The organism is Shewanella sp. (assembly GCF_013214165.1).
In the GTDB taxonomy this organism is placed as follows: Bacteria; Pseudomonadota; Gammaproteobacteria; order Enterobacterales; family Shewanellaceae; genus Shewanella.
This window is the reverse complement of the sequence record NZ_JABSSM010000042.1, coordinates 1-24,632: the sequence shown is the minus strand read 5'-3', so window position 1 is coordinate 24,632 and position 24,632 is coordinate 1. Positions and strand designations below refer to the sequence as shown.

Genomic DNA, 24,632 nt, shown 5'->3' with positions numbered 1-24,632 from the left:
CTTAAAATTAAGGTAACACTATGTATCAGTACGGCATGTTAATTGTCAACAGCTAGTTAAGCATAAGTTATGTTGCAAATTTAGGTGAGGCAAGGACAAACCTAGCCATTTGGGGCATACACATGACAGGCTTGTTAAAACCTCCGTAAGACACTGAGATTAGCGGGCTGTAATTAGCGCCGAAACCATTGAATATGACTTTAATATCAATGTATTAGATAGCTTATTCCTACTAAGGTTAATCAAACAATCATCATGTAGGCACCCAAGATTGTCTGATGAAGACCCCTTGACTAAGCTTAAGTCGGAGTTGTTGAGGAGGGTTTGTTATGCCAACACCAAGAAAAGCGTCAGTTAGATTAGTACTTTGTATTTAACAAGAAGCCGCCAACTGTCATCGGTGGCTAGATAGCGCTTAATTAAAACCCAAAGATACCTATTCCTAAAGTATATTATTGAAGCACAATCAAACGGCAGCTTAGTTTTTTTTGTGTCTTATTTTCAAGGGTATAGTCGAATTTAACTCATGAAAAAATATTGGAGCATTGTTCTTCTGAGCCGTAGTTTTTAAATAGCTTAATTAAGCTATACCCTTTTTGGAACTGCACTTTGTTTTTGGCCATTTTGCACCTCAAACACCACTGGGATTACTTACAGCATAACAATGGCTGACTATAGTGGGTGATCAGGTAGGGATATATTTACGGCGGCTTGCAAAGGCACTGGCAGATAAGCGGCATAACATGAGGGCGAGTCCATACAAACTCTCACAAAAAAGCCACCAGAACCACTTAGTTAAATAAGCTTGTGTTCGGTGGCTTTCTCTTAGCCTTTACTTAAAACATACAGCTTACGACTTAAAGATGCTCATTTTAAAAGCCGTTCAAGGCTGACGCTTTTGATTGCTTTTCCTCGCAACTCGTCGTAACTCTTAGCTGCTGTTAAGCCATTCTTTGAGTCGGCTTCCAGCGCAATAACTGCGTTGGTAACTTAACCCCTTGTGAAGTCAGGTTGTTGACTCGGTTAAGGTAAGCTGCGCCATACATCAGGTGCTTGGCCACATCGACGGCATTACGGTCTTGGTAGTTATCTAAGTAACTGCCCTTGGCCCACTGGTTAAATGCGCCCAGTGCCGGGCCTGCCCAGATTTGATAATCCATTTCACGGCCCACTTCGCCCGAGTTTGACCAGCGGCTGGAAAGCCCCAGATACCAGCGGAAAATCAGTGCCATCTTGCGCTTAGGGTTGCCCTCGGCGCGTTCGATCTGCTTAGGATCACGTTCATTAAAATGCGCCACAGTGCCGGCCCAGATCTCATCGAGGCTTGAACGGAACACCTGTTTCTCTAGCTTTTCACGCTCATCTTTGGGAATTGCTTCGATAGAGTCATAACGGGTGTAGAGCTCGTAGAGCTTGTTGGCTCGCATCGGGAACAGCGTACCTCGCTTAACGACCTGCAGCTTGACGCCCATCTCGAACATATCGGCAGCGGGTGCCATGGTCACATCGGCCATCTCAGTGTTCGCCAGCAGTTTGCGGGTGTGCTCACTGGCACCCGCTTCGACGCAGGCCTGGTTTACCGAGCCGGTGACAATATAGGCGGCGCCCATGTTGAAGGTAGCAAGGGCCGCATCTGGTGTGCCCACACCGCCGCCACAACCGACGCGGATCGGGATGTCGTATTGATACTTGGTTTGAATTTCTTCTTTCAATGCCAATATTGTCGGCAGCAAGGTCACTAATGGACGGTTATCTGTGTGTCCGCCAGAATCTGCTTCGGCCGTGATGTCATCGCTCATGGGAACAAGCTGGGCAAGCTCCATTTGCTCGGGCGTGATAGAGCCGTCATCGACCAATTTTTGCAGTATCTTGACTGGGGCTGGCATCATGAACTTCTCAGCCACTTCGGTGCGGCTGATTTTAGCGATAACTTTATTGGCGATAACAATATTGCCATGACTATCACGGCTAAGCCCAGCTGCGCGGTAGTAGACGATTTGAGGTGTGAGTCCCAAGAATGCTGAGGCTTCTACGGTGCGAACCTTATGCTTGATAAATAGCTCGACACTGCCACGCTCTAATGCTGGCTCGCTTGGGCTATGGATCAAGTTAAACATGTAAGGGCCGTTGGGTAGGGCGGCTTGGATGCGCTTGATTGCGATTTCAACTCGGCTTGGAATAAGCCCCGCTGCACCAAATGAACATAAGATGCCCGCTTTGCCTAGGGCAATAACCAGCTCTTCGGATGAGATACCGTTAGCCATAGCGCCGGCATAGTAGGCGTATTTTACCCCGTGTACGCGGCGGAAATTACTGTCGCCTAGGCTTTCAGTGCCTAATGCCGGTGCAAATGCGCTGACTGGGTGTGCATGGCTGTTTACGCCTTGCTCTGAGGCGAGGACGGCTTCTTGGGCGATGCCGAGCCCTTTTTCACTGTGATTGACGACATAACAGCCACGGCTGAAATCTTTGAGTTGTTGCTCCATGGTTTTGACGTCGAAACTGATGCTGGCATCGGTAACCGACCAAGGCCAGGGAGACAACTTTTCGCTAGTGGTAATAGGATTCATTATTTGACCCTTAAAATAATTCTTTTAGTTAAATGTGAAGCAGTTTAGCTCTGTCTCTTTCACATTGATTAATCTTTAATTCTTGTGCTGTTAGGCCGTTAATGGCTAAAGAGCTTGTCTCTTTAGCCATTAACTTAGTCTTAAAAACTGTGTTTTTAAGACTCTTCGATACAGATGGCAATATCAAACACCTGATATATACGCAGACCGTCTTTACTTAGGCTGGCGTCACCTGTGATGATTTTTTTACCATCGACATCTTTAATCGAGGTGATGCTAACGTCCATAGACATCTGCTTGTTCAGTGGGTTGATCTGTCCACGGTACTTCCACTTGATATCTGACAAGATCTGACCGAACTTAGGGTTTTTAAAGCCTGCGCCCAAGTCTTTGCTGATGGCGTAAGTCTGCATGGTTTCTATGATGGCTTCAACACCCAGCGAACCTGGCATAACCGGATCCTGATGGAAGTGGAACTGGAAGAACCAGTCGCTCGGATCGATAGTGCGCTCAGCGTAGAGATAACCCAGGCCTTCGGTGCCGCCGTTATCGACTATTTCTACCTTGTCGATAAAGTTTAGCTGTCCACCGGCTAAGCGATAGTGTGGCTGATCTTGTGGCGCGTTAAAGTGACGGCAGCTCTTATCGAGTAGGTTCACCGTATAATCTGCCGCTATGCCTTTAGCCACATGCCAGGGCTGAGTGACCTTGCCCTTGTCCAATCCAAGCTGGTCTTTGAGGGCATCGCCCTTGAAGTAACCAAATACCGCCTTTCCTTCGTAGAAAGGTACGCCATCTGTGCTCAGCTCGAAACTGAAGCTCTGGATGATGTTAGTGCCGGCCATCACGGTAGACAGCAGACGGGAGTCGTTACGAATTGTCTTACCACGCAGGTCGACATGTCTTAGCATCTTGCCGTTACCGTCTAAGTTACGGAAGAAAAGCTCGAGTCCTGGGAAGCCAAGGGTGGTGCCCATGTAGCCAGAGATGAAGCCGTTTGGCTGTAAGGATATTTCCATCAATATCGAGTAGGGCATGGTGGCTGCATGGCTGTTCTTATCAAAATACCAGGCATCACTTGGGACCTCGTATTCTGCGATACACGATGAAGGCTGCTTAAAATCGCCGCGCTTGCCATTGACTTCGATCACGCGAGTCGTCACCTGCAGATCGCCACAAGGCGTGCGTGGTGGGATCATGCCGCGATAGATGGAGAACTCGGGGCCGAAACAGTTTTCGATGTTTCCCGTAGCAAACTCAAACATATGGTATGGGGTAAAAGGCACAGTATCTGGCACCCGGTTTGGATAATCCGGCGTGACGGGGGCCTCGACGTGCTGAATCGGGATAACGCCCTTGTTGGGCGCCTTAGTCAGATCCGGGATTTGCGCCATCAAGGGGGCGTTTACCGAGGCAGGCTTGTAGGCCTTAGGAGAAGATATAGGCACATTAGTCGACTCTTTACTAAGAGACGCCGCTGGCGCTATAGGGTAACGAACACACTCATCTTCTTCCTTGATCATCACGCCCAGGTTCTTGAAGTCCACCACAGTCTTACCATTGAGTATGATATCGATATTGGCCTTAGCGTAAGGGCGTGGGCTGAAACCGATTTCGGTTATTTCCATGCGATAGGTGAGTACACCAGATTGTGGCAACACCTGACCGCGACAACGTACCTGCTGTGAGGCATCTGCCAGAGGCTGGAAACGGCCATTCTTGGTCTGGGTGTGCATGCCAAGATGCAACATGTAGAACTGCAATAACTGACCACAACCTTCGGCCATCAAAGAGCCCGCCATCACCTCATCACCCTGGAAGTGACATGGGAAGTACCAATGATCCGGCTCTAGTTGCTTATGACCTTCGATAAGACCTAGGCCCCAGGTGCCGCCATTACGGTCGACCTTGCTGATCTGTTCGATCATCAGGAATTTTTCTGACGCGAAGCACAGTGACGCTTGGCTTGGACCGTTATGGCTTGGACCGAAACAGCCGGCAATATCGGCAGTGAGTAGCTTGTGGATGTCGCCATAGCTGAAGCTGGTCTTAGGGCAATCGAGCAGAGGGTTGAAAGTCTGCTTGACCACGAGTGCACGTGCCTTGATCTCATCTTCGCTGTGGATCACGCCCTTGCCGTCGGCCAGCTCCTCATCGGTGAAGAAACCTGCACAACCACCATCCATCTTAAGCACCATGGTATCGCCAACGAAACACTCATAAGAGAAGAAGAACAACAGGGTATCGCCGTTACGGGCATAGTTGTTGATCTTAATGTCATATCTTAGGGTATCGCCGCCACGAGGCAAGTCGCCCAGGAAGGTGAGGGTACAATCGAGTAGACGATAGACGCGCTCGCCCTTGTTCTCGAAATCGATACCTAGGTAGCTAATGAGCATCAAGTCACACTGACCCGATTCTACCGCTACGGCCCAGGGGATCTGACCGTCGACTAAGTAAGGGGCATCAACCGGGATATCATACTCAGTAGTCATGGAGCAGGGCTTATACTGATTCATGGTGGCATCGAGTTTAGTCACTCGAGATACCAGCAGATAATCTGTCGTTGGCAGACGCACGCGACGGGAATAGCCGTCTATGATGGCGTAATCTGAGCCAAATACCTTAGCAATATCACCCTCGGCATATTCAACTAGGTCGGCATAGTGCCAGATACAAGGTTTAAGTTCAGGCGTTGGCGCGAGGTAAGGTGCCATGTTAGCGTGATCCGGCTTTAGCTCTTCACTTATTACATTAAGGGCCGCTGAAGGCGCTTGCACTAATACTGGATTAAGCGTTGCAGCGACCTGTGGTGCAGAGGCTGCTTGAGACTGTAGAGACACAGTTTGGCCACTTGCCTGGGCTATCTCTTGGCTTAGCTGTTGTTTCAGAAGAACGTCGGCCACTTTCATGCCAGCAGAACGGCTGGTTAAAAATGCCTGATGAGCTTGCTGTGTGAGCCGCTGGTTTTGCTGGAATGCAGCTAGGTCGCCTGCGGACACATCAATGGGTGTACTTGGCGCTGTTATTACTTTATTTGTCATAGGGGTACCTAATACTGGTGTAGGACTCACAGGTGCTGCTTGGACATGCTGCGATGCTGTTTGCACGCTTGCTGGAGCGGAGCGTGTGACTAAAGGCTTGTGCTGCTTAACCACAGATGAAGCGCGGCCTTGGGCAAGCTTGCTCTGAATCGAGGGTAAACTGGCCAGTGGTGTATCGACAATATGTTGATAGATATCGCGGCCACCTAAGGTCACTTGCTTGAGCAGTTGATGCTTGGCATCAGACTTGAGCTCACCGCTTAGGCGTGACTTAAGCGCATTGTTTTCATTCGCCGTTTGGCTTAGCAGCAATTGAGATGCTTGGTCTTCGTTGATGTTCACCACCAGCGCGTTGCCAGCATGGCTGAGTTTGGACAGGCTGAGTAGGCCGTGAAGCATGCCAGCCATTCCCGCTGCGGCGAAGCAGTGTCCGACGCGGCTATCTGCGCTGGTGGCAATGGCATGAGGAAATGCATTGAGCGAGGCGACAGATGGTGTTGATGAACTGCCTGGTGCGATATTGGTTTCAACGACCTTGATGGTGCTGATGTCTACGCCGGCTTGAGCCAATAAGCTATCGGTAATAAGACTCGAGTCTTTGGCTCTGCCGAAGGCGAGTGCACTAATCTGGCCATAAGTTTGGCCATAAGAGCCGCTGCCATCACTGCTAGCCACGTCTGGGATCAGCACGATTGCACCGGCGCCTTCTCCCACATTCCAGCCTGTGTTCGACGCGGGATCAAAGGCAACTGGTGCAACACTGTTTTTCAGTATCACCTGTTCGAAACTGCCGGAAAGGTCCACAGCGGCGATGACCACAGCATCGAGCGATTCACTGGCCATCATATTCTGCGCGACATCGAGACAGCGGCTGACGGATTGCTCTGCTGCCGAGATGGTAAATGCCGGGCCATCGAAGTCCCATAAGGATGCGATACGCGAGGCCATGATGTTACCAATAAAACTGGTGTACTGATTGAGCTTAGCCGCATCGAGTACACTGTCCATGGTGATAGCTTCCAGGGCTAGGTATTCATCTTCACTGAGGGTGACACCTATGGCTGTAAGGCTTTCTTGCAGTTGAGTGTGCAGGTTAACTCGGCCGCGAAACTGGTGCAGCTCAAGCTCGGTTTCCATGGCAACTAACACGGCGACTCTCTGGCCTGGCTTTAACTTGGCATCACGGATGGCTTCATCGGTTACCTTCATCAGCATAAGCTGTTGTGAGATCAAGCGGTCATCTTCATTGGGCGGCAGCTTGAAGCGCAGGAAGTCTAGCTCGAAGCTGTCAATATAGGCGCCCTTAGGGGCTGCACTAAGACCAAACTCTGCCAGCAGCTCAGGATGCTTATCTAAGCCTTTCCAGCGCTGTTTCGGTAGCGAAATAAAACCATTAGTGTCTGATGCAATGGCATTACTGAGCTTATTAATGCTGCTCAGTGGACCGAAATGAGCGGCCAGACCGACTATCTTCATCGCGTCAGGCTCGGCGGCTAGCAATTCATCTTGAGCGACAGCTTGTTGTCCAGCGCCTGCTGCGTGTTGAACTGAGTAGGATTCCAGTAACAGGTGAGCATTACAGCCACCGAAACCGAATACCGATACGCCGGCGTGGCGCAGCGTGTTGCCAGATTTCACCGGCCAAGGCTGCACCTGATTGGGTATGGTGTTGGTGCCAAACAGTCCCTTAGGCGATTCGATTGCAGCGCTGATATTGATGCTAGGCGGCAATGCGCCTTCTTTCATGGCGAAGATCATCTTCATGATCCCAGGCATGCCAGCTGCTGTGAGCAGGTGGGCCAGGTTAGACTTAGCCGAGCCAAGTAGTGGCGCATCGGTGCCCTCAAGCTTGTCTTCGAAGAAGGTCTCCATGGACGTGAGCTCAACCTTGTCACCCAGTGGCGTGCCTGTGGCGTGACATTCGATCACTTCGATATCTTTAGGTTCGATATCACTGGCTGCATAGGCACGTTCAAAGGCTTTAATTTGTCCCTTAGAGTTAGGGCTCAGTACAAACTGGCCTTTACCGTCGTTGGACAGGCCGACGCCACTGACGACGGCATAAATTTTATCACCATCACGCTCGGCATCATCTAAACGTTTGAGCACCATGACGCCAGCACCTTCACCGGCGAACAAGCCTTTACTGTCACCATCAAACGGAGCCGAGAAACCATGATCTGGGTAAGCATGGAAGATAGAGAAGCCCATGTTGATGAAGAAAGGGTCGGCGCCAGAGACGGCGCCGGCTAACATCACATCGGCTTTGCCCGCGGTGAGATAATCACACGCGAGTTTTAAAGAATAGACTGAGCTGGCACAGGCGGCATCCAGACTGAGTTGTACGCTGCCTAAGCCTAAGGCATCTGCAACGATCTTTGAGGCGTTGTGAGCGATAGCACCGTTGGCATTATCGATGACCGTTTCGCTGCGGGCTCTTTGTGTATGAGCATTGGTTGGGTTGAGCTTAAAATCCGGGTTGGCTAACTTATCCTGCAATGCCTTCTCGACGGCGCTGTGATAGATAGGCAAGAACAGATCATTTGAGCGGGTTGTCGGGAATGACAAGGCGCCCATGATGATCCCTGTACGCGCTAAAGAGGGACTGTTTAAGCTGATCCCGGCATCGATGAGTGCTTTACGGCTGGTATCCAGTGCCCAAAGAAAGCTGTTATCCAGACCCGTCAGGCTCTCGCTGGGTAGTTGATAGCCTGTGGCATCGAAGCTGAAGTGCTCAATATAGCCACCCTGGTTACAATAGAAGCGGTCTGATTGGCCCTGAACACCCTGATAATCCTGGGTATTAGCCCCTAACTTTTCATCGGTTAGGATACTGCGAGAGTCTCGCTTATCGAGTAAATTCTGCCAAAATTCCTCTGGGCTCTTGGCATCGGGATAGAGGGCGGCTAGACCCACTATGGCGATTTTTCTCTGTTTGCTTGAAGGCTTGTCGCTATTGTTATTCGAGAAGGACATTAAACTTCCCCTTTGAGTAATTTGTTGGCATCGGGCTCAGCCGAGATGACGCTATTGTGAGCAGTTAAACCGGTTGAGTTCAATTCTCGGAGCGCAATTTCTCGCTTGAGTCCATCGATGAGAGGTCGCAGTGATAGCGGCACTCTATGACTGATAAGTTGTCCCAATGCCTTTAGTAGGCTAGTGATGTCATCACCGCCTTTGGCGTTGACAGGCACTGTACAGCATGGATAGCTGCTGGCTTCTGCCCCGCAGCTTCTGTCGAGCTTAGCTATCTTGTCGATCAAGGTGCTGTTTTGTCTGTCGGCGCCGAGTTCGACAAATAGCTTAGCGCCTTGTCGTTGGGCGCTGTGGATCAGCGAGGTAAAGTCCAAGGTATGACAAAAAGTATCGGCGATAGACTCGGCAATCATAGTGCTATCAATAGCGCCCGCCTCGTTGACGGCCTTATCGCGCCGGTCACCAGACAGGCTCGCAGCACTGATGAACTTGATATCTTGCGGCAATTCGTCACGCAGTGGTTGAGTATAAAACTCAATCACGTTGGCGTGCTCTTCCATCGCCGGTGTCGTGTGCATGGCCGTGACTCGGTTAGCGGCTATGCCACGCTTCTTCAGCTTGGTCAGTAGCTCACGGCATTGAGTCTCACAGCCCGCGATCACGCAGGTATCACCCTGAATGATGGCCAGATATGCACGGGGGAATTCTGGCAGCAGGGCTTTAATCGGTTCGCTAGGGCTGCGTACTACGAAGCTGTTCCAGACAATGTCGCTATCTGTGTGGTCCAGTTTCCATGCTTGCCTCACTGCACTCAGCGGTCCGGATATGGCGGTGGTAAACAAGGGATCCGTTTGGGTCTTACTTATCAAATCATGGGGGTTTTCCCATACGCCAAGGCTGGCCCACATAGAGGCTTCACCCATGGAGTAACCTAGGGCGAAGTTTGGAGTGACGTTGAACTCTTGCATCAAGAGTTGAGTTAGCAGATAACTGCTGCCAACACCGGCAATAGCCAGATCGCCTAGGGGCATGGCTGGGGCAACTTTAGCGTCTAAATGATAGATAGCATCGGCTTGTAACATAGATTTTAGATCGCCCTCTCGCTCTAGTCGTGAGTAGAGTGATGGGAAGTATCTGTGTAGCTCGCTAAACATGTCGGCATAAACTGTGCCTACACCGGGATAGACGAAGGCCAGACCCGCTGTGGCAACATTGCCCAATGGCTTTGAGGTGAAGTAACTGCCCGCCGGCGTCTTGTAGCTGTGCTGGCCATCATCAGCCATTACCGCTGGCAATGCTTCAATCATGGCATTGATCTCAAGCAGCATAGCGTCAACTGAGCTTGCTTGGAGCGTGACGGCGTAATGGGTGTTGGTCTGCTCGAACGCGATAAGATTATCTCTCATCACAGTGAGCACTGAAGCTGGACTAGGCTCAGCCTGGAGTTCTGTCTTGAGGCCGTTGAGTGCGGTGAGTAGCTCAGCTTGAGTATCACCCGATAGTACAAACTGTAAGCGCTGGCTGTCGACAATCGATTTAGGCGCAATAAAACCTGTACCTTGAGTAATAATAAAGCTGGCATTAGTCTGTTTGCCTGCCGAAATATTGTTAACCGAATGAGAGAAGTTGACCGCAGTCACTCTTGCCTGATGATTTGGCGTAAACCAGTAGTGACTCTTGGCCTGTTTGGGCCCTAGTTCAACACCCTCATTGACCTCATTTCGAATTGAGGTTCGAGAAGCAAGCTCAGTGATCAACTGGTGAACCGCGGCAAATTTCTGCTGGCTGTCCAGATCATGCAGGTTCTCTACCTTACTCACAGTGGCGATATCGCGTTTAGCCTGAGCCAGTGCGAGCGCCATGGTCTGCTGGACACCAGCATCACCTTGTTGTATCGCCGCGAGCTGTGCATGGGGATGGATCCTAAGCTGCGCGGCCTTGAGCGCAGGCATCATCAACAGGGACTGGGTAGGTGTCGATAATTGCACCAGTTTACCTTCATCGATAGCCTGGATACTCGCCTTGAGGTTAGCTTCGAAGTCATCGACTTCAATGATAACAATCTGCTCTGACGCCCCCTCTTTAGAAGAGAGCAGTCCTGATTGATAAAGCTCAGGCAGCAGTACCTCGAGTGGATTAGCCGACTGAACATCGCAACATAGTCTGGTCGACGGCAACACTAAAAGCGCGATGCGCAGTGGCATCGCTACTTTTTGAGGCGCTTGCTGCTGAGCATTAAGCGTCTGATTCACTATTTAGCCTCACTTGCTTTATCTAGAGCCGCTGAGGGCTTCGCCAAGAAAGCATCATTCAGGCTCTTGCTGACGGTGACTTTTGCCCCCTTCATCATAGCGCTGAGCTCGCCATTTTCATGGTAAAGCGCGACATTAGCTTGCAGTGAGCGAGAACTGGTCTTAACCACTTCAAGCTCGATGAATCCAGACTCACCAAAGGCCATGGGTTTGTTGGAGATAAACTCACCGATAGCCGAGGGTAGGCTGGCCGCACCGTACTTGAGTCTCGCCCACACCAGCATGGCTTGTAGAAGCAAGTCTTCGGCGAAGGGCTGGCTACCACCAAGGTGAGTGGTGGCGACAAAATGACCACAATCTTCATCACTCACGTTTGGCAAACGGCAACGGATTAACAGACCCGAATCATTAAACTGCAATACCTTTTCAATGCCCTGTAAACGGGGTCCGTGGAACAGGGTACCGTTAGTATAAAGTTCACTCGCAGTAGCGATACACTCAGTGGTATCGGTAAATCGCTTAGCGGGTGGGAGCTCAATGGACTCATCGCTTTCGAGCGTCGCTTTATATTGCGGACGCCCCTGACAGGTGATCATGGCGCTCATTCTACGAGCCGTTGAAGGCGCTTTGTTGATTGCAGCTGCAGGCTCACTGTTTCCAAGTACCGCTGAGGGCTCTTCTAACGGAGTCAGTTCCAGCGTCATCTGTTGCACATCATCATGGTCGAAGATGATCCCTTTAAGCAGCTTATAATCGAGCACTTTTACGCGCGCCCCGAGCATTTTGCTTGCGGCTTCGCGCATCCACTGTATTGCACACACTGTGGGTAGCACCGAATTACCGCTAATGCGGTGGTCTTGAATAAAGGCCATCGCATTAGGGTTTAAGGCTCTTGTTAACGTCAAAGGCGTTAAAGAAACAGGTGCTAGCGGGCGCGATGCGTTGAGCACCTCACCCGCATTAAGCTTTTTTACAGAAGAACCTTCTGTAGCAGAGCCTTCAGCGTTTTTTGATTGAGAGCCGTCGCCGCCCTGCATCGAAGTACCAACGAGCAATTGTACACCCGTTTTGCTCAATAGTTGGCTGGCAAATAACTCGGCGCCAGCCTTGAGTGGGATAACGTACACACCACGGTCGGTAAACATCTTCTTCAGTGCTGGATTAACCATACCACCATCCCAAGGGCCCCAGTTAAAGCTCATCACTTTAGCTTGTGGGTTGCGTGCAGTGAACTGCAGCGCTGCCTTGTTAAGGATGTCGTTTGACATGGCGTAGTCGCTCTGACCTGTGTTGCCGTAGAAGCCCGCAGCCGATGAGAACATGGCCAGCAGTTTCACCTTACTCGCATCAAGTACAGCCAGCACAGCCTTCAGACCATTAACCTTGGTGCCGTAGACACGCCCTAATTCTTCAATGGTCTTGTCTTGAATATGCTTATCGGCCAGTACGCCAGCACCGTGGATAAGACCGGTGATCTGGTTACTTTTGCCTTTAAGCGCCTTGGAAATAGCAGCTGGGTCTGTGACATCCATGCTGACATACTCGGCACTCGCACCTACTTGGGCAAAAGCCTCAAGCGCTGTGTTTATCTCGAGTGAGCTTTTAACTGTCCACACTAAGGATTCGACCTGTTTAGGTGTCGGCTTATTACCCGTAGAGATGATGTGAGCAATGGCAGCAGGTTTAAGTTCGCTGATCTGCTTGGTTTCAGCCCATGTTGGGATCGCGAGTAGCTCGCTACGTCCCGCCAGGATAAAGTGCGACTTGGTACGCTTAGCCAATGCCAAAGCACATTCGAAGGTCACGCCTTTAGCTCCCCCAGTCACCAGTATGGTATCTGCACTGCTTAACTCAAGTGCTGCATGTTTACTGCTCGCTTCACCTGCAATTAAGGTCGTACGTGAAACGTTACCTTTAGCGTCGAGTGACAAACCCACTTCTGGCAATTGAGTGACACTATCGAAAAGCTCAGCTGTGACTGCATCAGCAAGATGAGTTGCATCTAAGTTTGCTGCGATATCTAAAGCGCGACAGAAGACCGTTGGCCACTCATGGCTGAGTGTCTTGGTTAAGCCTGCTAATGCTGCTTGGTTTAGCTCAGCGCTTTGAAGTTGTTTAATGTCTAAGTAACCGAAGCCACCATCGATACGGCTGACGGTGATAAAGCTGCGGCGCTTATCACTTGATACAGTAAGCTTTGGCTGAAGTAGCTTAGCCCAAAGGAAGGCTTGGCTAACATGAGTGAAGCTGTTATCGCTTAGGTTAACGGCATCGGTTATGTTCGTGTTATTAGCTTCAGGTTGCAGGTGAATGAATCCACCAATTTGACCTAGTTGCTGTTCTATTTGAGCAATAACGGCGCTAATACCCGCTTCATCAGTGCTCTTTGCCTGGAAGCTGGCGATATCGCTGTTAAGTGGTGATTGAGCACCGCCCTCAGGTAGACGTATAACGGCTACTTTAAGACCTTGCTTTGTCAGTTTCTCTGCTAACACGCCGGCGTTATGACCATCATCGGTGATCACAAGAGTTGCGTCTGCGGCGAAACAGTTTTTAATCGTGTCCGCCGCATTAAGCTTTTTTAGCGTTACCTCGCTGTGAGGTGGAAGCTCAATACTCGATGTGATGGTATCCGCGACTGATTTTACCCCATCGGTTGCAGCTGCAATCGTTGAAGCTACAGCAGCGCCTGCGGTGGCACTGGTATTAGTCAGCTTAGAGTTCATGTAGCTTACGATTTCGCCCAGTGTACGACACTCGGCAAGATCTTCAGGGTTTAGCTCAGGCAAGCCTGGCAGTTCGTCTTGTACGGTACCTAAGATCTCGACGCGCTTGATAGAGTCGATACCAAGGTCCGCTTCCATATCCATGCTCAGTTCAAGCATCTCAGTGGGGTAGCCAGTCTTGTCGGCAACCACTGACATCATGGTGGCTTGAACTTCTTGCGCGCTCAAGGCTGTCTCAGCAGAGAGTGAGCCCTCAGCGGCACTTGTATGAGTCGAGCCTTCAGCGGCACTCACATTAGCAGCCGCCGCGGCGCTATCAGCAGAGCCAGCAGCAGGTAGCTTAGAGTTCATATAAGCAACGATTTCGCCCAATGTACGACACTCGGCAAGATCTTCAGGGTTTAGCTCAGGCAAGCCAGGCAGTTCGTCTTGTACGGTACCTAAGATCTCGACGCGCTTGATTGAGTCGATACCTAAGTCCGCTTCCATATCCATGCTCAGTTCAAGCATCTCAGTGGGGTAGCCAGTCTTGTCGGCAACCACTGACATCATGGTGGCTTGAACTGTTTCTGCAGAAAGTCCGCTAACAGCAGGCGCCGCGGCGGCACTTGAAATAGAAGCTGAGCCTTCAGCGGCACTTGAAATAGAAGCTGAGCCTTCAGCGGCACTTGAAGGAAGTTTACTATTCATGTAGGCAACGATTTCGCCCAATGTACGACACTCGGCTAAATCTTCAGGGCTAAGCTCGGGCAGACCAGGAAGTTCGTCTTGAACAGTACCTAAGATTTCGACGCGCTTGATAGAGTCGATGCCTAGATCGGCTTCCATATCCATCTCAAGCTCTAGCATCTCAGTGGGGTAGCCCGTCTTCTCAGCTACCACTGACATCATAGTCGCTTGTACTTCTTGCGCGCTCAAGGCTGTCTCAGCAGAGAGTGAGCCCTCAGCGGCACTAACGTTATGAGCCGCCGCGGCGCTAGCGCTATCAGCAGAGCCAGCAGCAGGTAACTTAGAATTCATATAAGCTACGATTTCACCCAATGTACGACACTCGGCTAAATCTTCAGGGCTAAGCTCAGGCAGACCTGGTAGCTCATCTTGAACTGTACCCAAGATTTCGACGCGCTTAATAGAGTCGATACCTAAATCGGCTTCCATGTCCATCTCAAGCTCTAACATCTCAGTGGGGTAGCCAGTCTTCTCGGCAACCACTTCGAGCATGGTGGCTTGAATCTTAGCTGCAGAGAGTGAGCCTTCAGCGGCTTGTGAAAGGGCTACAGCTGCACTTGTATTAGCAGAGCTCGCGGCGCTTGTATTAGTAGCGACTGGCTCAACTTTATTTTCTACTTTGGCAGCCTGATACTGAGGGGCTGCCTGAGCAGGAGCTACTGGAGTCGGAGCTGCCTGTACTGGCGCGACTAGGGGCGCTGCAACCTGAACAGGCGCGACTATAGGCGCAATTACAGCTTGAACAGGAGTAACCGTTTTAACGGGTTGGGCTGTTGCTGGTGTAGAGAGGACTGCTGGCGCACCGTTAAGCATATTTAGTGCTGCAGTGTTGCTGCCTGTTTGCATCTCAAGGAATTGAGTATGGCTTTGCAGAGTTTGCGCCTGAAGCTGGTGGAACTGCTCCATAGAGCGTTGTAGGCTCTCTGGAAGCGCAATACCTGCGCTAGCGAGTTTAGTTTGCTCTGTCATCAAGGTGGTGAAGGTCTCACCGTATTGCTGGGGGATCTGCAGAAATTGTTGGTGAAGCTCGGCAGCTTGCTGCTGGGCTGCAAAGAAGTGAGTTAACGCATCGCCGCTATTAACGATGACTGATGGCTTGGCATTTTTAGACACGACTAGATTCTCTTGAACGGGCTCGGCATTGGCTGGGATATAAGTGGCTGGTGCGTTGCTTGCTTGCAGAGATGCAACTTCAACAATCTTTTCTACTTCAACCACTTTTTCTACGATTTTTTCTACTTCAACTATTTTTTCAACCACTTTCTCGACGATCTTTTCTTCAATAACCGTCGTGCTAGTCACAGTGCCGGTCTCTAAGGACTTAGCCATCTTGGCGCGTGTTGCCTTGCTGATATGGTTGACAGCATTTAAGGTGATGTTCATCGGTGATGCTTTAGCTGGCGCAGCAATGTCGGCCTGATATGGGTCGATATTGTCGAGCTTGATGCCTGCAACGGCCATCTGCACCGCGGCTTGCTTAAGCTGAAGATCGCTATCACCCTTAGGGCTTGGGTTGATAGAGATAGTGCTAATATCTGCCTTATCAGCAAGAGTGCCCTGTACTAGCTTCTGCAGTATGTTCTTTGGACCGAATTCAACAAACACTCGAGCGCCGGCGTTATACATGGCTTCTAGTTCAGTGGTAAAGCGTACCGATTGCAGCATATGCTGCTTAAACGAGGCCTTAATTTTTGCGGCGCTATTGTCATAAAGTTCACCGGTAGCGTTTGAGTACAGCGCACGCTTTGGCTTGCTGAACTTGGCAGCATCAATCGCTTTAGCAAATGGTGCTTGAGCATGGCCAACAAGTTCAGTGTGGAATGCGGCCGATACAGGCAGGTTTATCGCCTTATATCCAAGCTCACTGAGTGCTTTGGCCGCTTCAGCGGTAGAAACAGTAGGACCTGCAATGACTGACTGAGTCGGTGCATTGTAGTTAGCGACTTTAACCCCATCGAACTTAGCGATAGTCGCTTCAAGTGTGGCTAAGTCTTCAGCAGACTTAGTGCCCTTTCCTTGGTGAAGAATAGCGAACATAGCACCACTATCTGGTACAGAATTAGCCGCTTCTACGCCGTCTTTGGCCGGGGCCTTAGTTGCCATGGCATCACCGCGGGCAAATGCGAGCTGGTAGTAATCTTCACTGGAGATAACACCGGCTGCACACAGAGCACTTAGCTCACCGAAGCTGTGTCCTGCGACCATGTCGGCATTGAATCCAGCGGCGGTGAACAGCGCATACTGACCCATAGAGATGGCGCCGATGGCACTTTGTGCATTGGCTGTGTTGGTCAGTATCGCTTCTTGGGCTTTCAGGTCGTCTTTATTAAACACCGGCCTTGGATAAAGTGTCTGTGAAAGCGGGGTCTTATCATTGGCGGCAAAGACTTTATCGGCGCTCACAAGTTGCTGGCGCATCTCAGGGTAGTAACAGGCAAGGTCGCGACCCATATTGAGGTATTGTGAGCCTTGGCCGGCGAATAGCGCAGCGACTTTACCTTCAACACTTGCTGCACGGTAGCTGGTGCCACCAGGTAGTTGCCAAGCACTATCATTACTATTATCAGTTAATTTAGCGACAGCTTGCTTAATCAGTGTTGCGAGTTCATCGCTGGTGTTAGCCACTAACCCCAGGCGAGGTGCTTTAGCATCAAGCTCACGAAGAGAGTAATTAGCTGCTGCATCTTTTAAGTTGAACTCAGCTTGAGTACTCGAGGCGGCTAAGTTGTTTAGCTCACTAATGAGCGCATCTTTTGTCGCTGCGCTAATAAGGAAGCTTTGAGCCACCTGACGTTGACGATATTTAGCTTTTTCGCCATCATCTCGGCTGTGCTCTTTAGTGTACTCTTCCAATACGAAGTGGAAGTTAGTGCCACCAAAACCAAATGAGCTGATACCCGCGCGACGCGGCGTGCCATCGGCGCGTGGTAGCCAAGGACGAGTCTCGGTATTGAGATAAAATGGTGAGTTCTCAATGTTAAGTTTAGGGCTAGGCTCACTGATGTTGATTGTGGCAGGCAGTACCTTATGATGCAGGGCAAGAGAAGCCTTGATTAGGCCGGCAGTACCTGCGGTCGACTTGGTATGACCGATTTGAGATTTCACCGAGCCTAGGGCGATATGTTGCTTAGTGTCATTGCCTTGGCTGAATACCGAGCACAGGCCGGCAAATTCGGCGGCGTCACCGGCAGCAGTGCCAGTACCATGAGCTTCGATAAGGCCAAGAGTGTGAGGTGCAAAACCGGCATCGTCATAGGCGCGGTGGAGGGCTTTTGCCTGACCTTCTGGGCGAGGTGCATAGATAGACTTAAACTTACCGTCTGATGATGAGCCTATGCCTCTAATCACTGAGTAGATTCGGTCACCGTCACGCTCGGCATCGTCGAGACGCTTAAGCGCTATCATGCCGATACCTTCACCTATCATCATGCCTTTGGAGTCGATATCGAAAGGTTGAATGGTTTCGTTGGTGGTAAATGCCGGAGTCTTGGAGAAGCTCATGTACATAGAGGGTGAGTTATCGGTACATACACCACCGGTGATCATCATGTCTGAGCGACCATCGATCAGTTCACTGACTGCCATACGCATGGCGGCGAGTGAGCCGGCGCAAGCGGCGTCGACCACACAGTTCATGCCACCTAGGTCGAAACGGTTGGCGATACGACCGGAGATAACGTTACCCAATGAGCCTGGGAATGAGTTTTCTTCCCAGTGTACGTACTGGTCCTGGAACTTCTTGATCAGCATCTCGCTATCGGTGTCGCTGATACCGCTATGTTTGAATACTTTTTTGAGTACAGGATACTGAAGACGGGCCGTTAAGCTGTGGCTGATCTTCTGTCCGCCACCCACACCCAGTGTGATACCAATCTTATCTCTGTCATAACTTTCAGGAAGATTGGCATCGGCTAACACTTCTTTAGCCACGATCAAAGAGAGCAGCTGTGATGTATCGGTTAACTCTAGGATATTTGGCGGTAGGCCAAATTCCATTGGGTTAAAGTCGACATCTGGCAGGAAGCCACCACGCTTACAGTAACTCTTGTCAGGTGTGCTCTTATTGGCATCGTAATAATCTTCGGGTTGCCAGTGAGTCGGTGGCAATTCGGTGATTGCATCGATTTTTTCACTGATCAGGTCCCAGAATTTATTCAGGTAACGAGAGTTAGCAAAGATACTTGCCATGCCAACGATGGCGATGGGCATATCTTTAAGACGTTTGTTTAGACGCTTATCGGCTTTCGAGTCTTGTACCGACTCAGGTGCTGATTTGTTATCATTCGCTAAAGGCTTCTTTGAAGGTTTAGAGGTCTGGCTCATTATGAGTCTCCACTGGGTGCCTGATTTTCAGGCGTCTTGTTGTTAGTTTCAACGTTTTGTGTGACATGCCCATGATTGAGTCTGGCACCAGGAAAACGCTGTAAAAAGGTGTGGTAGTTGCGAACGAGCAACTTACGCAGATGAAACGGCCCATGCTTTAACACATAAGCGATATATCGGTTGGTGGCGTGGGTATTGCCATCTTGGTAAATATCTAGGTACATCCAGTCACTGCTAGAGTCTATGCCGAGCAGTATCGAACTGGGCTCCTCATTGGTTAGTTGTGGCGGTATGGTCAGTGACACAACCTGAACCACGCTGGTTTGATCGTCATCGGCTATGGTCTTGGCCAAAGTATCCGGATGTAAAGTGTAGGTTTCAAGGTTAGTTCCCTGAATGACAGGTAGCTGATTAAAATAACGCTCGGGTACCAAGGGGCTTTCGATACTGCCCACCTTTGACACGCCATATCGTTTCAGGCAACGGGCTAAGCCCGAACGTGACACATTAGGATTGATAAACTTCTGGGTTATCTTGAGGAGCTTGTCCAGAGGTGTCTTAAGCTGGTACCTGAGACCGACCACGACATACTCCTGCAATGGAGTGAGCGTGGTGTTGAGATGATGAGGTGTATTCGGGGTGTTTTCGACAGAGTCGCGCTTGCGCCACTTACGTACGGTGGCTTCGCTGATGTTCAGCACCTTGGCAAGTTGAGTCACAGAAAAGTCAGATCCTTGTATGAATCGTCTCATCTCTGGTGTAGTGGTGGCATTACGGTGTCGTGCTTCTGTTGCACTTCGCGTACGCCTATTCGGATTGTTTTCTTCCGAAAGAAGATTTTTTTGGGCTTGCTCTACCATTAAATTAGCGGGTTTCCGTTAATAATCTATTGGGACTAATGCGACTTTATGACCCTGGTCACCTGCAGGAGTTCCCGAGCCGTCACGTTTTACAAAGCAATTTCTAGCTGATGGGCAGCAGATTACATGACCTTTGCGGCCAATACAATCACCTGGGACTTAATAATCCCTCTTCAGACCAGTTTCAGCGTACATGTGTACCTCCTGGTCATATTTTCTTACAAGTTGTGTGGCAAAAACAAAACATGACCTAGGTCGGATAACCAGCGTTGACTAAGGTCTATACTTAAAATTAACAGTTAAGCATGATGGCTTGTTAGCATTTACGTATTTCACTTTGGGTTAACCTTTGCTTGAAGGAAACTTTGGAGGGGGTGTTATGGCGGAGTTTATCACCGAGCAGAGCCCTGTTACCTCTGCCCGGGGTGGAGTCAGTACTCTTAGTGATCAATGCCGGAATTGGCATCGAGACATTAACTTATAGGGCATTCGAGGCTGCCAGAACCCAAGGGAAAGTCGATATGATTGCAATCAATCATATCGATGGCAACCAAGATAAATTATCTGAGCTAGTTTACGATATACAAGCCAAGTTTGGTTGTCGATGTCTGCCAGTTAACTTGTCCACTGCGAATTTAGATGCTGTGGTGGATTGCTATTTACACTGTGTTAGTGATGAGGTTGGTGACAGTGAGCCACTGTTTCACTCGGTGTCGGCGGCGCGTGATGAGCTTGTCGATACCGTTTTAGAGGAAGACGAAGACCTGATGGAGCTATATCTGGAACAGGGGGATAACTTGACCCCAGAGCAACTGCATCAACCATTAGAAACGGCGTTAAGGATGCATCACTATCGGCATGAAGCTCTATATCGGTGAAGGGCTTAAGCCAGTTAAAGTCACTCATTTGTTTAAGCTTCAGGGAGATAAACATCTTGGTGTGCCACGTGCTGGGCCGGGAGATATTGTTGCACTGGCTAAGATAGATGAACTCGAGGTAGGAGCCGTGCTCCATGATAGTCACGATGAGGATCAATTTCATTTGCCTGCAATGCACTTCCCTGAGCCCATTTTTGGCTTGGGCGACTATAGCCTAGTTGGTAAGGATGCCGAGGCGCAGACTGTATTACAGGGTCAAGGTGAACTTCATCTGCAAATCGCCATCGAAAAAGCCCATAAGCTATTTCATGTGGATATAGATACAGAAAACCTGCCGTTGCTTATCGAGAGACTATCACCACCAGCGCTAAGATACGCTATCGCCATAAGAAACAATCTGGCGGCTCGGGTCAATTTGGCGAAGTAGAGATCTTCATTGAACCCTTACCAAGAGGCAGCGGTTTTGAATTTGTCAGTAAAGTGGTGGCTGGTTCGGTTCCCGGCCAATGTATTCCTGCGGTAGAAAGAGGGATAAAAGAAGCCATGTTAAGTGGAGGGTTAGCCGGCTTTCCCATGCAAGATATCAGGGTGAGTCTGCTCGATGGCAAGCATCACAGCGTCGACTCTAAAGAGATAGCCTTAAAGAGATAGCCTTCGTCATGGCGGCTAAGCAAGCCTTTATCGATGCCGTTAGCCAGGCCGCTCCGGTTATTTTAGAGCCCATAGTTGAGATGAAAATCTGTGTCGCGGCCGAGCAAGTGGGGGATATTACCGGTGATATCAGTGCGCGTCGCGGTGTGCGGCACAGATGCAATCGGTGAGCATAAGATTGAGGTGAGCGTCGAGGCGCCCCTTGCCTCAGTCGATGATTACTCGACACGGCTTAAGTCTATGACAGGTGGAGATGGTCAATTTTCCATGGCCTTTATCCGTTACGAGATCACTCCTGAACATATTCAAAATCACCTTATCAGTGAGATTAAGTCGATATCCTAGTGTATTTACTCAGTTTAATGATTATTTCTTGTCCTAGTGATTGCACCGGCAAAAAGATAAAGGCAGCTTAAGTTGATTTTCTCCTCGGAGGTTTACAACGCCTTAGAGGAATGATCGTTTAATCCAGATTCATATTGGTTATCAGCGTGTGTCATTCTGCATCTGATGTGATTTTTATTTGAGATTGTGGATCACAAACAGAACTTGAGTCTATTCAAAGTTTACAGCAAGGTTTTCTCGACTGTTTTTAGTATCTCTACCGCTTTCCCTTTGATAATATCGCTGCAGTTTATTCCTCTGTTCCGGAGCTAGTTTGAGCCCAGTCATTTCATCCCAGTCGTTAAATCTAGGGAAACTTAGTCTTTTTTTCTGCCCACTCGAACATGAACTGCTAACATCTGAACAGGCAGACTCGATTAGGCGTTGGCTACCCGAAGATGAACTGACTAAGGTGTCGCGTTATATTCAGCTTTCGGCCAGAGATAAAAGTTTGATGGTTAGAGGGTTCCTCAGAGGGATCTTATCCTTGGTCGCTAAAGAAGCTGTTTCACCGGCGGATTGGCGTTTTGAATATGGCAAGCAAGGAAAACCTAAACTGGTCAGTGAGCAACAAGCGCAAACTGGGCTGCTGTTTAATATTAGTCACAGTGGTGACTGGTTGTTGGTCGCTGTGATGGGGGAAACTGAACATCACCATATTAGTGAACTCGGGGTAGATATAGAGCGATGTAGGCAAAGGACGAACATTTATCCTATCTTGAATCATTATTTTACTCATGAAGAATCAGAGGCCTTGCTTGCGCTGTCAGATGATAAGCAAAGAGAACGCTTCTTCGACTTATGGGCGCTGAAGGAGTCCTATATCAAGGCTAAAGGCCTTGGGTTGGCTTTATCCCTTAAATCATTCAGTTTCGATTTCTGTGCTATTAAACAGCAAAAGTTAGATTTATTCGAAAAAGGTAGCCGTATTGATGTGTTACCTCTGTTTGAGAACATTCAATTAAAGCTTCATCGGGAAGAGTCGGTAACATTGGCTGATACTTGGTCTGTGTTATTCGGTAAGCTAAATGAAGAGTATCGATTTGCTGTGAGTGTGGATACAAATTTACGCTTTGGTGTTTATGCTCAAAAGATGGAGCTTACAGCTTTGTTAACAGCGCTCGAATCTATGTAGCACATAGAAAAAAGAGCAGAGTGACGAACCATTTTCGCCATGTCTGCTCAAAAGGGAGCGAGAGATAAGCAAGAGCATAAGCAGGAAGAACCTAGCTCAGATGTTATCAATGCGCTTTATTGCTCTTTTAGCTTAACATTGGATTAGTACTTGTAATTAGTACTTGGCCTGCAATGTTAACCATAGCTTGTCGGTATCATTGGAGAAGCCGTAACCCGCATCGGCGCCACTGAAACTTGCGTATTTCACGCCGACATCATAGTGCTTCGCAAATGGGTAGGTTGCCGCTATGCCCCATTCATTACCCATATCGATATCACCGTAGTCAGAATCAAACTTATGGTATTTGGCCAGTAGTTTTAGCCCAGCAACTTTTGCTGTGAGTTCCACATGGGCATCTACGAGTCCGTTCTCCCAGTTTCCCATACCGCCAAAGAGAAATTTATCTGTCCAGCCGTTGAAGGCGTGCAGTGTAGCCAATGGCGTGATAAAACCAGCCTTGCCGTCATCCGAGCCTAAGACTTCGTAACCTATTTTGGCACCGAAACCTTCGAAACCTACATCTGCACCCAATTTATAATAATTAGCGGTGTAGCTTGTCGGGTTGTCCCCGCCCTCTGACTGCTGAGCATATTCCGCTTCATAGCTGAGTTTGATGGCGTCTAGTTTGAACTGTCCTGTTGCACGAATACCATAAGTGTCGCTTGAGAAGGCGGCAACGTCTATGTTGTCAATCAGGTATGCATATCCAGTGATATTGGCAATCTCACCGGCCTTGTAATTTATGTTAAGCAGGTTTGTTTCGTTCTTATGCTCATCTTTGCCTGAGTCCTCAGAGAAGATGCGGTTGACGTTGTTGATATAAGAATAGTAAACGCTGAGGTTTTCTAGCGCGGTATTCTTTACCGAGAAAGCATCGTAAGTTTGCTCATTTTGACGGAAGCCTACGCCACCGACGAATCTTTGATTATCCAGCAATATTCGCTGACGACCATATTTTACCAAGGTTTCAGCTGGGCCTCGATAGCCGATAAATGCTTGATTGATTTGAGTGTATTCATAATCACTGATGAGAGACTCATCATCGGTGGAACGTACATCATCAATTTCAGTCAGTGCAAACAGCTTGTAGATGTCCCCGGTTTGGTAGGTTAAGCGAGTACGTAATGTGGTTTGATTTTGATTATCGACCGTATCTACATCGGCGTCTTCGTAGCGTAAACGGAATTGTAGATTAATTTTTGCATCATCGATAAAGGCTTTCTTTAATGGGTCTACGCTGTCAGCGGCAACAGCAGAGGCTGAAAGAGAAGCTAAAATTGCTAGGGTCAGTGCACGAACTTTCATGGTGTAGTCCTTATGTATCATCATTGCTCTGTGACTGTTATAGATGTGAACCAGAATTGTTTGTTTGATCTGAAACAAACTTAACCTATGATTTTGATGTGGCATCAATAAGTGTGATCAAGATCGTTGCCTCATTCATGACTGGCGTTACCTATAACCTAGTTTTTTAGCTTTTACGAATTTAGATCCATAGGTAATACGAGTCTGAAAGCAGAACTTTGATTGGTTTGTAGCGGTTTAATGAAGCTGGAGTCAATGAGGAAAGCCATGGTTCAAATTTAGGTTTGCGCCTCTCAACTATCCTTTGTCAGCAAAGTACAGCTTAAGAGGCAGCGGCTAAGATGTTATTGACGTGCTAAACGATGATTTTCTGGTGGGTTTTCAAAATCACTGCGGTAAGGGTTAATATCTAAGCCACCTCGTCGTGTGTAGCGGGCATATACCGTGAGTTTTGCACAATGACAGAAATGTTTTAGGTCGACAAAGATACGTTCGATACACTGCTCATGAAACTCATTATGTTGGCGGAATGAGATGATATACCTGAGTAGTTTTTCTCTATCAATTTTTGGCCCCTGATAACGGATCATCACGCTGCCCCAATCGGGCTGAGAGGTGATCAAGCAGTTTGATTTAAGCAAGTTAGAGTTAAGCGTTTCGGCAACGAGCGCTTTATCATCTGTACTGTTCTCAAGGTATTGAGGGTTAAATTTGTAGTCATCAACTTCGATATCGAGATCGTCGATACAGGTGCCTG

General features: G+C 49.0%; 12 protein-coding genes and 1 pseudogene. 6 read left to right on the top strand and 7 right to left on the bottom strand.

The window, feature by feature from the left end:
* Window positions 1-941: 941 nt before the first annotated feature.
* From pfaD to HRU42_RS13045, 5 genes are all read right to left on the bottom strand, one after another.
* Entirely contained in the window at window positions 942-2,570 is a 1,629-nt protein-coding gene (gene pfaD / locus HRU42_RS13065; protein ID WP_295031766.1) for an eicosapentaenoate synthase subunit PfaD, read from the bottom strand.
* A gap of 155 nt (window positions 2,571-2,725) precedes the next feature.
* Window positions 2,726-8,590 (bottom strand): beta-ketoacyl synthase N-terminal-like domain-containing protein, encoded by a 5,865-nt coding sequence (locus tag HRU42_RS13060; protein WP_295031765.1) that lies wholly within the window; start codon window positions 8,588-8,590, stop codon window positions 2,726-2,728.
* Window positions 8,590-10,842 (bottom strand): PfaB family protein, encoded by a 2,253-nt coding sequence (locus HRU42_RS13055; RefSeq protein ID WP_295031764.1) that lies wholly within the window; start codon window positions 10,840-10,842, stop codon window positions 8,590-8,592. The genes HRU42_RS13060 and HRU42_RS13055 overlap by 1 nt, the downstream gene beginning before the upstream one ends.
* Window positions 10,842-18,620 (bottom strand): type I polyketide synthase, encoded by a 7,779-nt coding sequence (locus HRU42_RS13050; RefSeq protein WP_295031763.1) that lies wholly within the window; start codon window positions 18,618-18,620, stop codon window positions 10,842-10,844. The genes HRU42_RS13055 and HRU42_RS13050 overlap by 1 nt, the downstream gene beginning before the upstream one ends.
* Window positions 18,620-19,480, bottom strand: a complete 861-nt coding sequence (locus tag HRU42_RS13045) for a transcriptional regulator (protein WP_295031762.1) — start codon at window positions 19,478-19,480, stop codon at window positions 18,620-18,622. The genes HRU42_RS13050 and HRU42_RS13045 overlap by 1 nt, the downstream gene beginning before the upstream one ends.
* Before the next feature lie 353 nt (window positions 19,481-19,833).
* Here HRU42_RS13045 and HRU42_RS13040 point away from each other — a divergent pair, with 353 nt between their 5' ends.
* The 6 genes from HRU42_RS13040 to HRU42_RS13015 all read left to right on the top strand — a co-directional run bounded on the left by HRU42_RS13040 (window position 19,834) and on the right by HRU42_RS13015 (window position 22,528).
* Complete coding sequence (locus tag HRU42_RS13040) at window positions 19,834-20,358, top strand: hypothetical protein (RefSeq protein ID WP_295031761.1); 525 nt, start codon at window positions 19,834-19,836, stop codon at window positions 20,356-20,358.
* The gene (locus HRU42_RS13035) at window positions 20,339-20,785 is read left to right on the top strand and encodes a hypothetical protein (protein WP_295031760.1); all 447 of its coding nucleotides are present in this window, start codon (window positions 20,339-20,341) and stop codon (window positions 20,783-20,785) included. Before HRU42_RS13040 ends, HRU42_RS13035 begins: the two co-directional genes overlap by 20 nt.
* A complete protein-coding gene (locus HRU42_RS13030; protein WP_367227177.1) occupies window positions 20,713-21,009 on the top strand; it encodes a hypothetical protein in 297 nt (98 codons plus the stop codon). Before HRU42_RS13035 ends, HRU42_RS13030 begins: the two co-directional genes overlap by 73 nt.
* A gap of 8 nt (window positions 21,010-21,017) precedes the next feature.
* Window positions 21,018-21,179, top strand: coding sequence for a hypothetical protein (locus tag HRU42_RS13025; protein WP_295031759.1), 162 nt, complete (start codon window positions 21,018-21,020; stop codon window positions 21,177-21,179).
* Entirely contained in the window at window positions 21,133-21,354 is a 222-nt protein-coding gene (locus HRU42_RS13020; RefSeq protein ID WP_295031758.1) for a hypothetical protein, read from the top strand. The genes HRU42_RS13025 and HRU42_RS13020 overlap by 47 nt, the downstream gene beginning before the upstream one ends.
* A 313-nt stretch (window positions 21,355-21,667) precedes the next feature.
* Window positions 21,668-22,528, top strand: coding sequence for a 4'-phosphopantetheinyl transferase superfamily protein (locus HRU42_RS13015; RefSeq protein ID WP_295031757.1), 861 nt, complete (start codon window positions 21,668-21,670; stop codon window positions 22,526-22,528).
* A gap of 156 nt (window positions 22,529-22,684) precedes the next feature.
* Here the strand turns inward: HRU42_RS13015 and HRU42_RS13010 are convergent, their stop codons facing one another.
* On the bottom strand, window positions 22,685-23,875 hold the full coding sequence (locus tag HRU42_RS13010) for an alginate export family protein (protein WP_295031756.1): 1,191 nt from the start codon (window positions 23,873-23,875) through the stop codon (window positions 22,685-22,687).
* 344 nt (window positions 23,876-24,219) lie between these two features.
* Window positions 24,220-24,632 (bottom strand): annotated as a pseudogene (queF, locus tag HRU42_RS13005) (NADPH-dependent 7-cyano-7-deazaguanine reductase QueF); the annotation flags it as partial.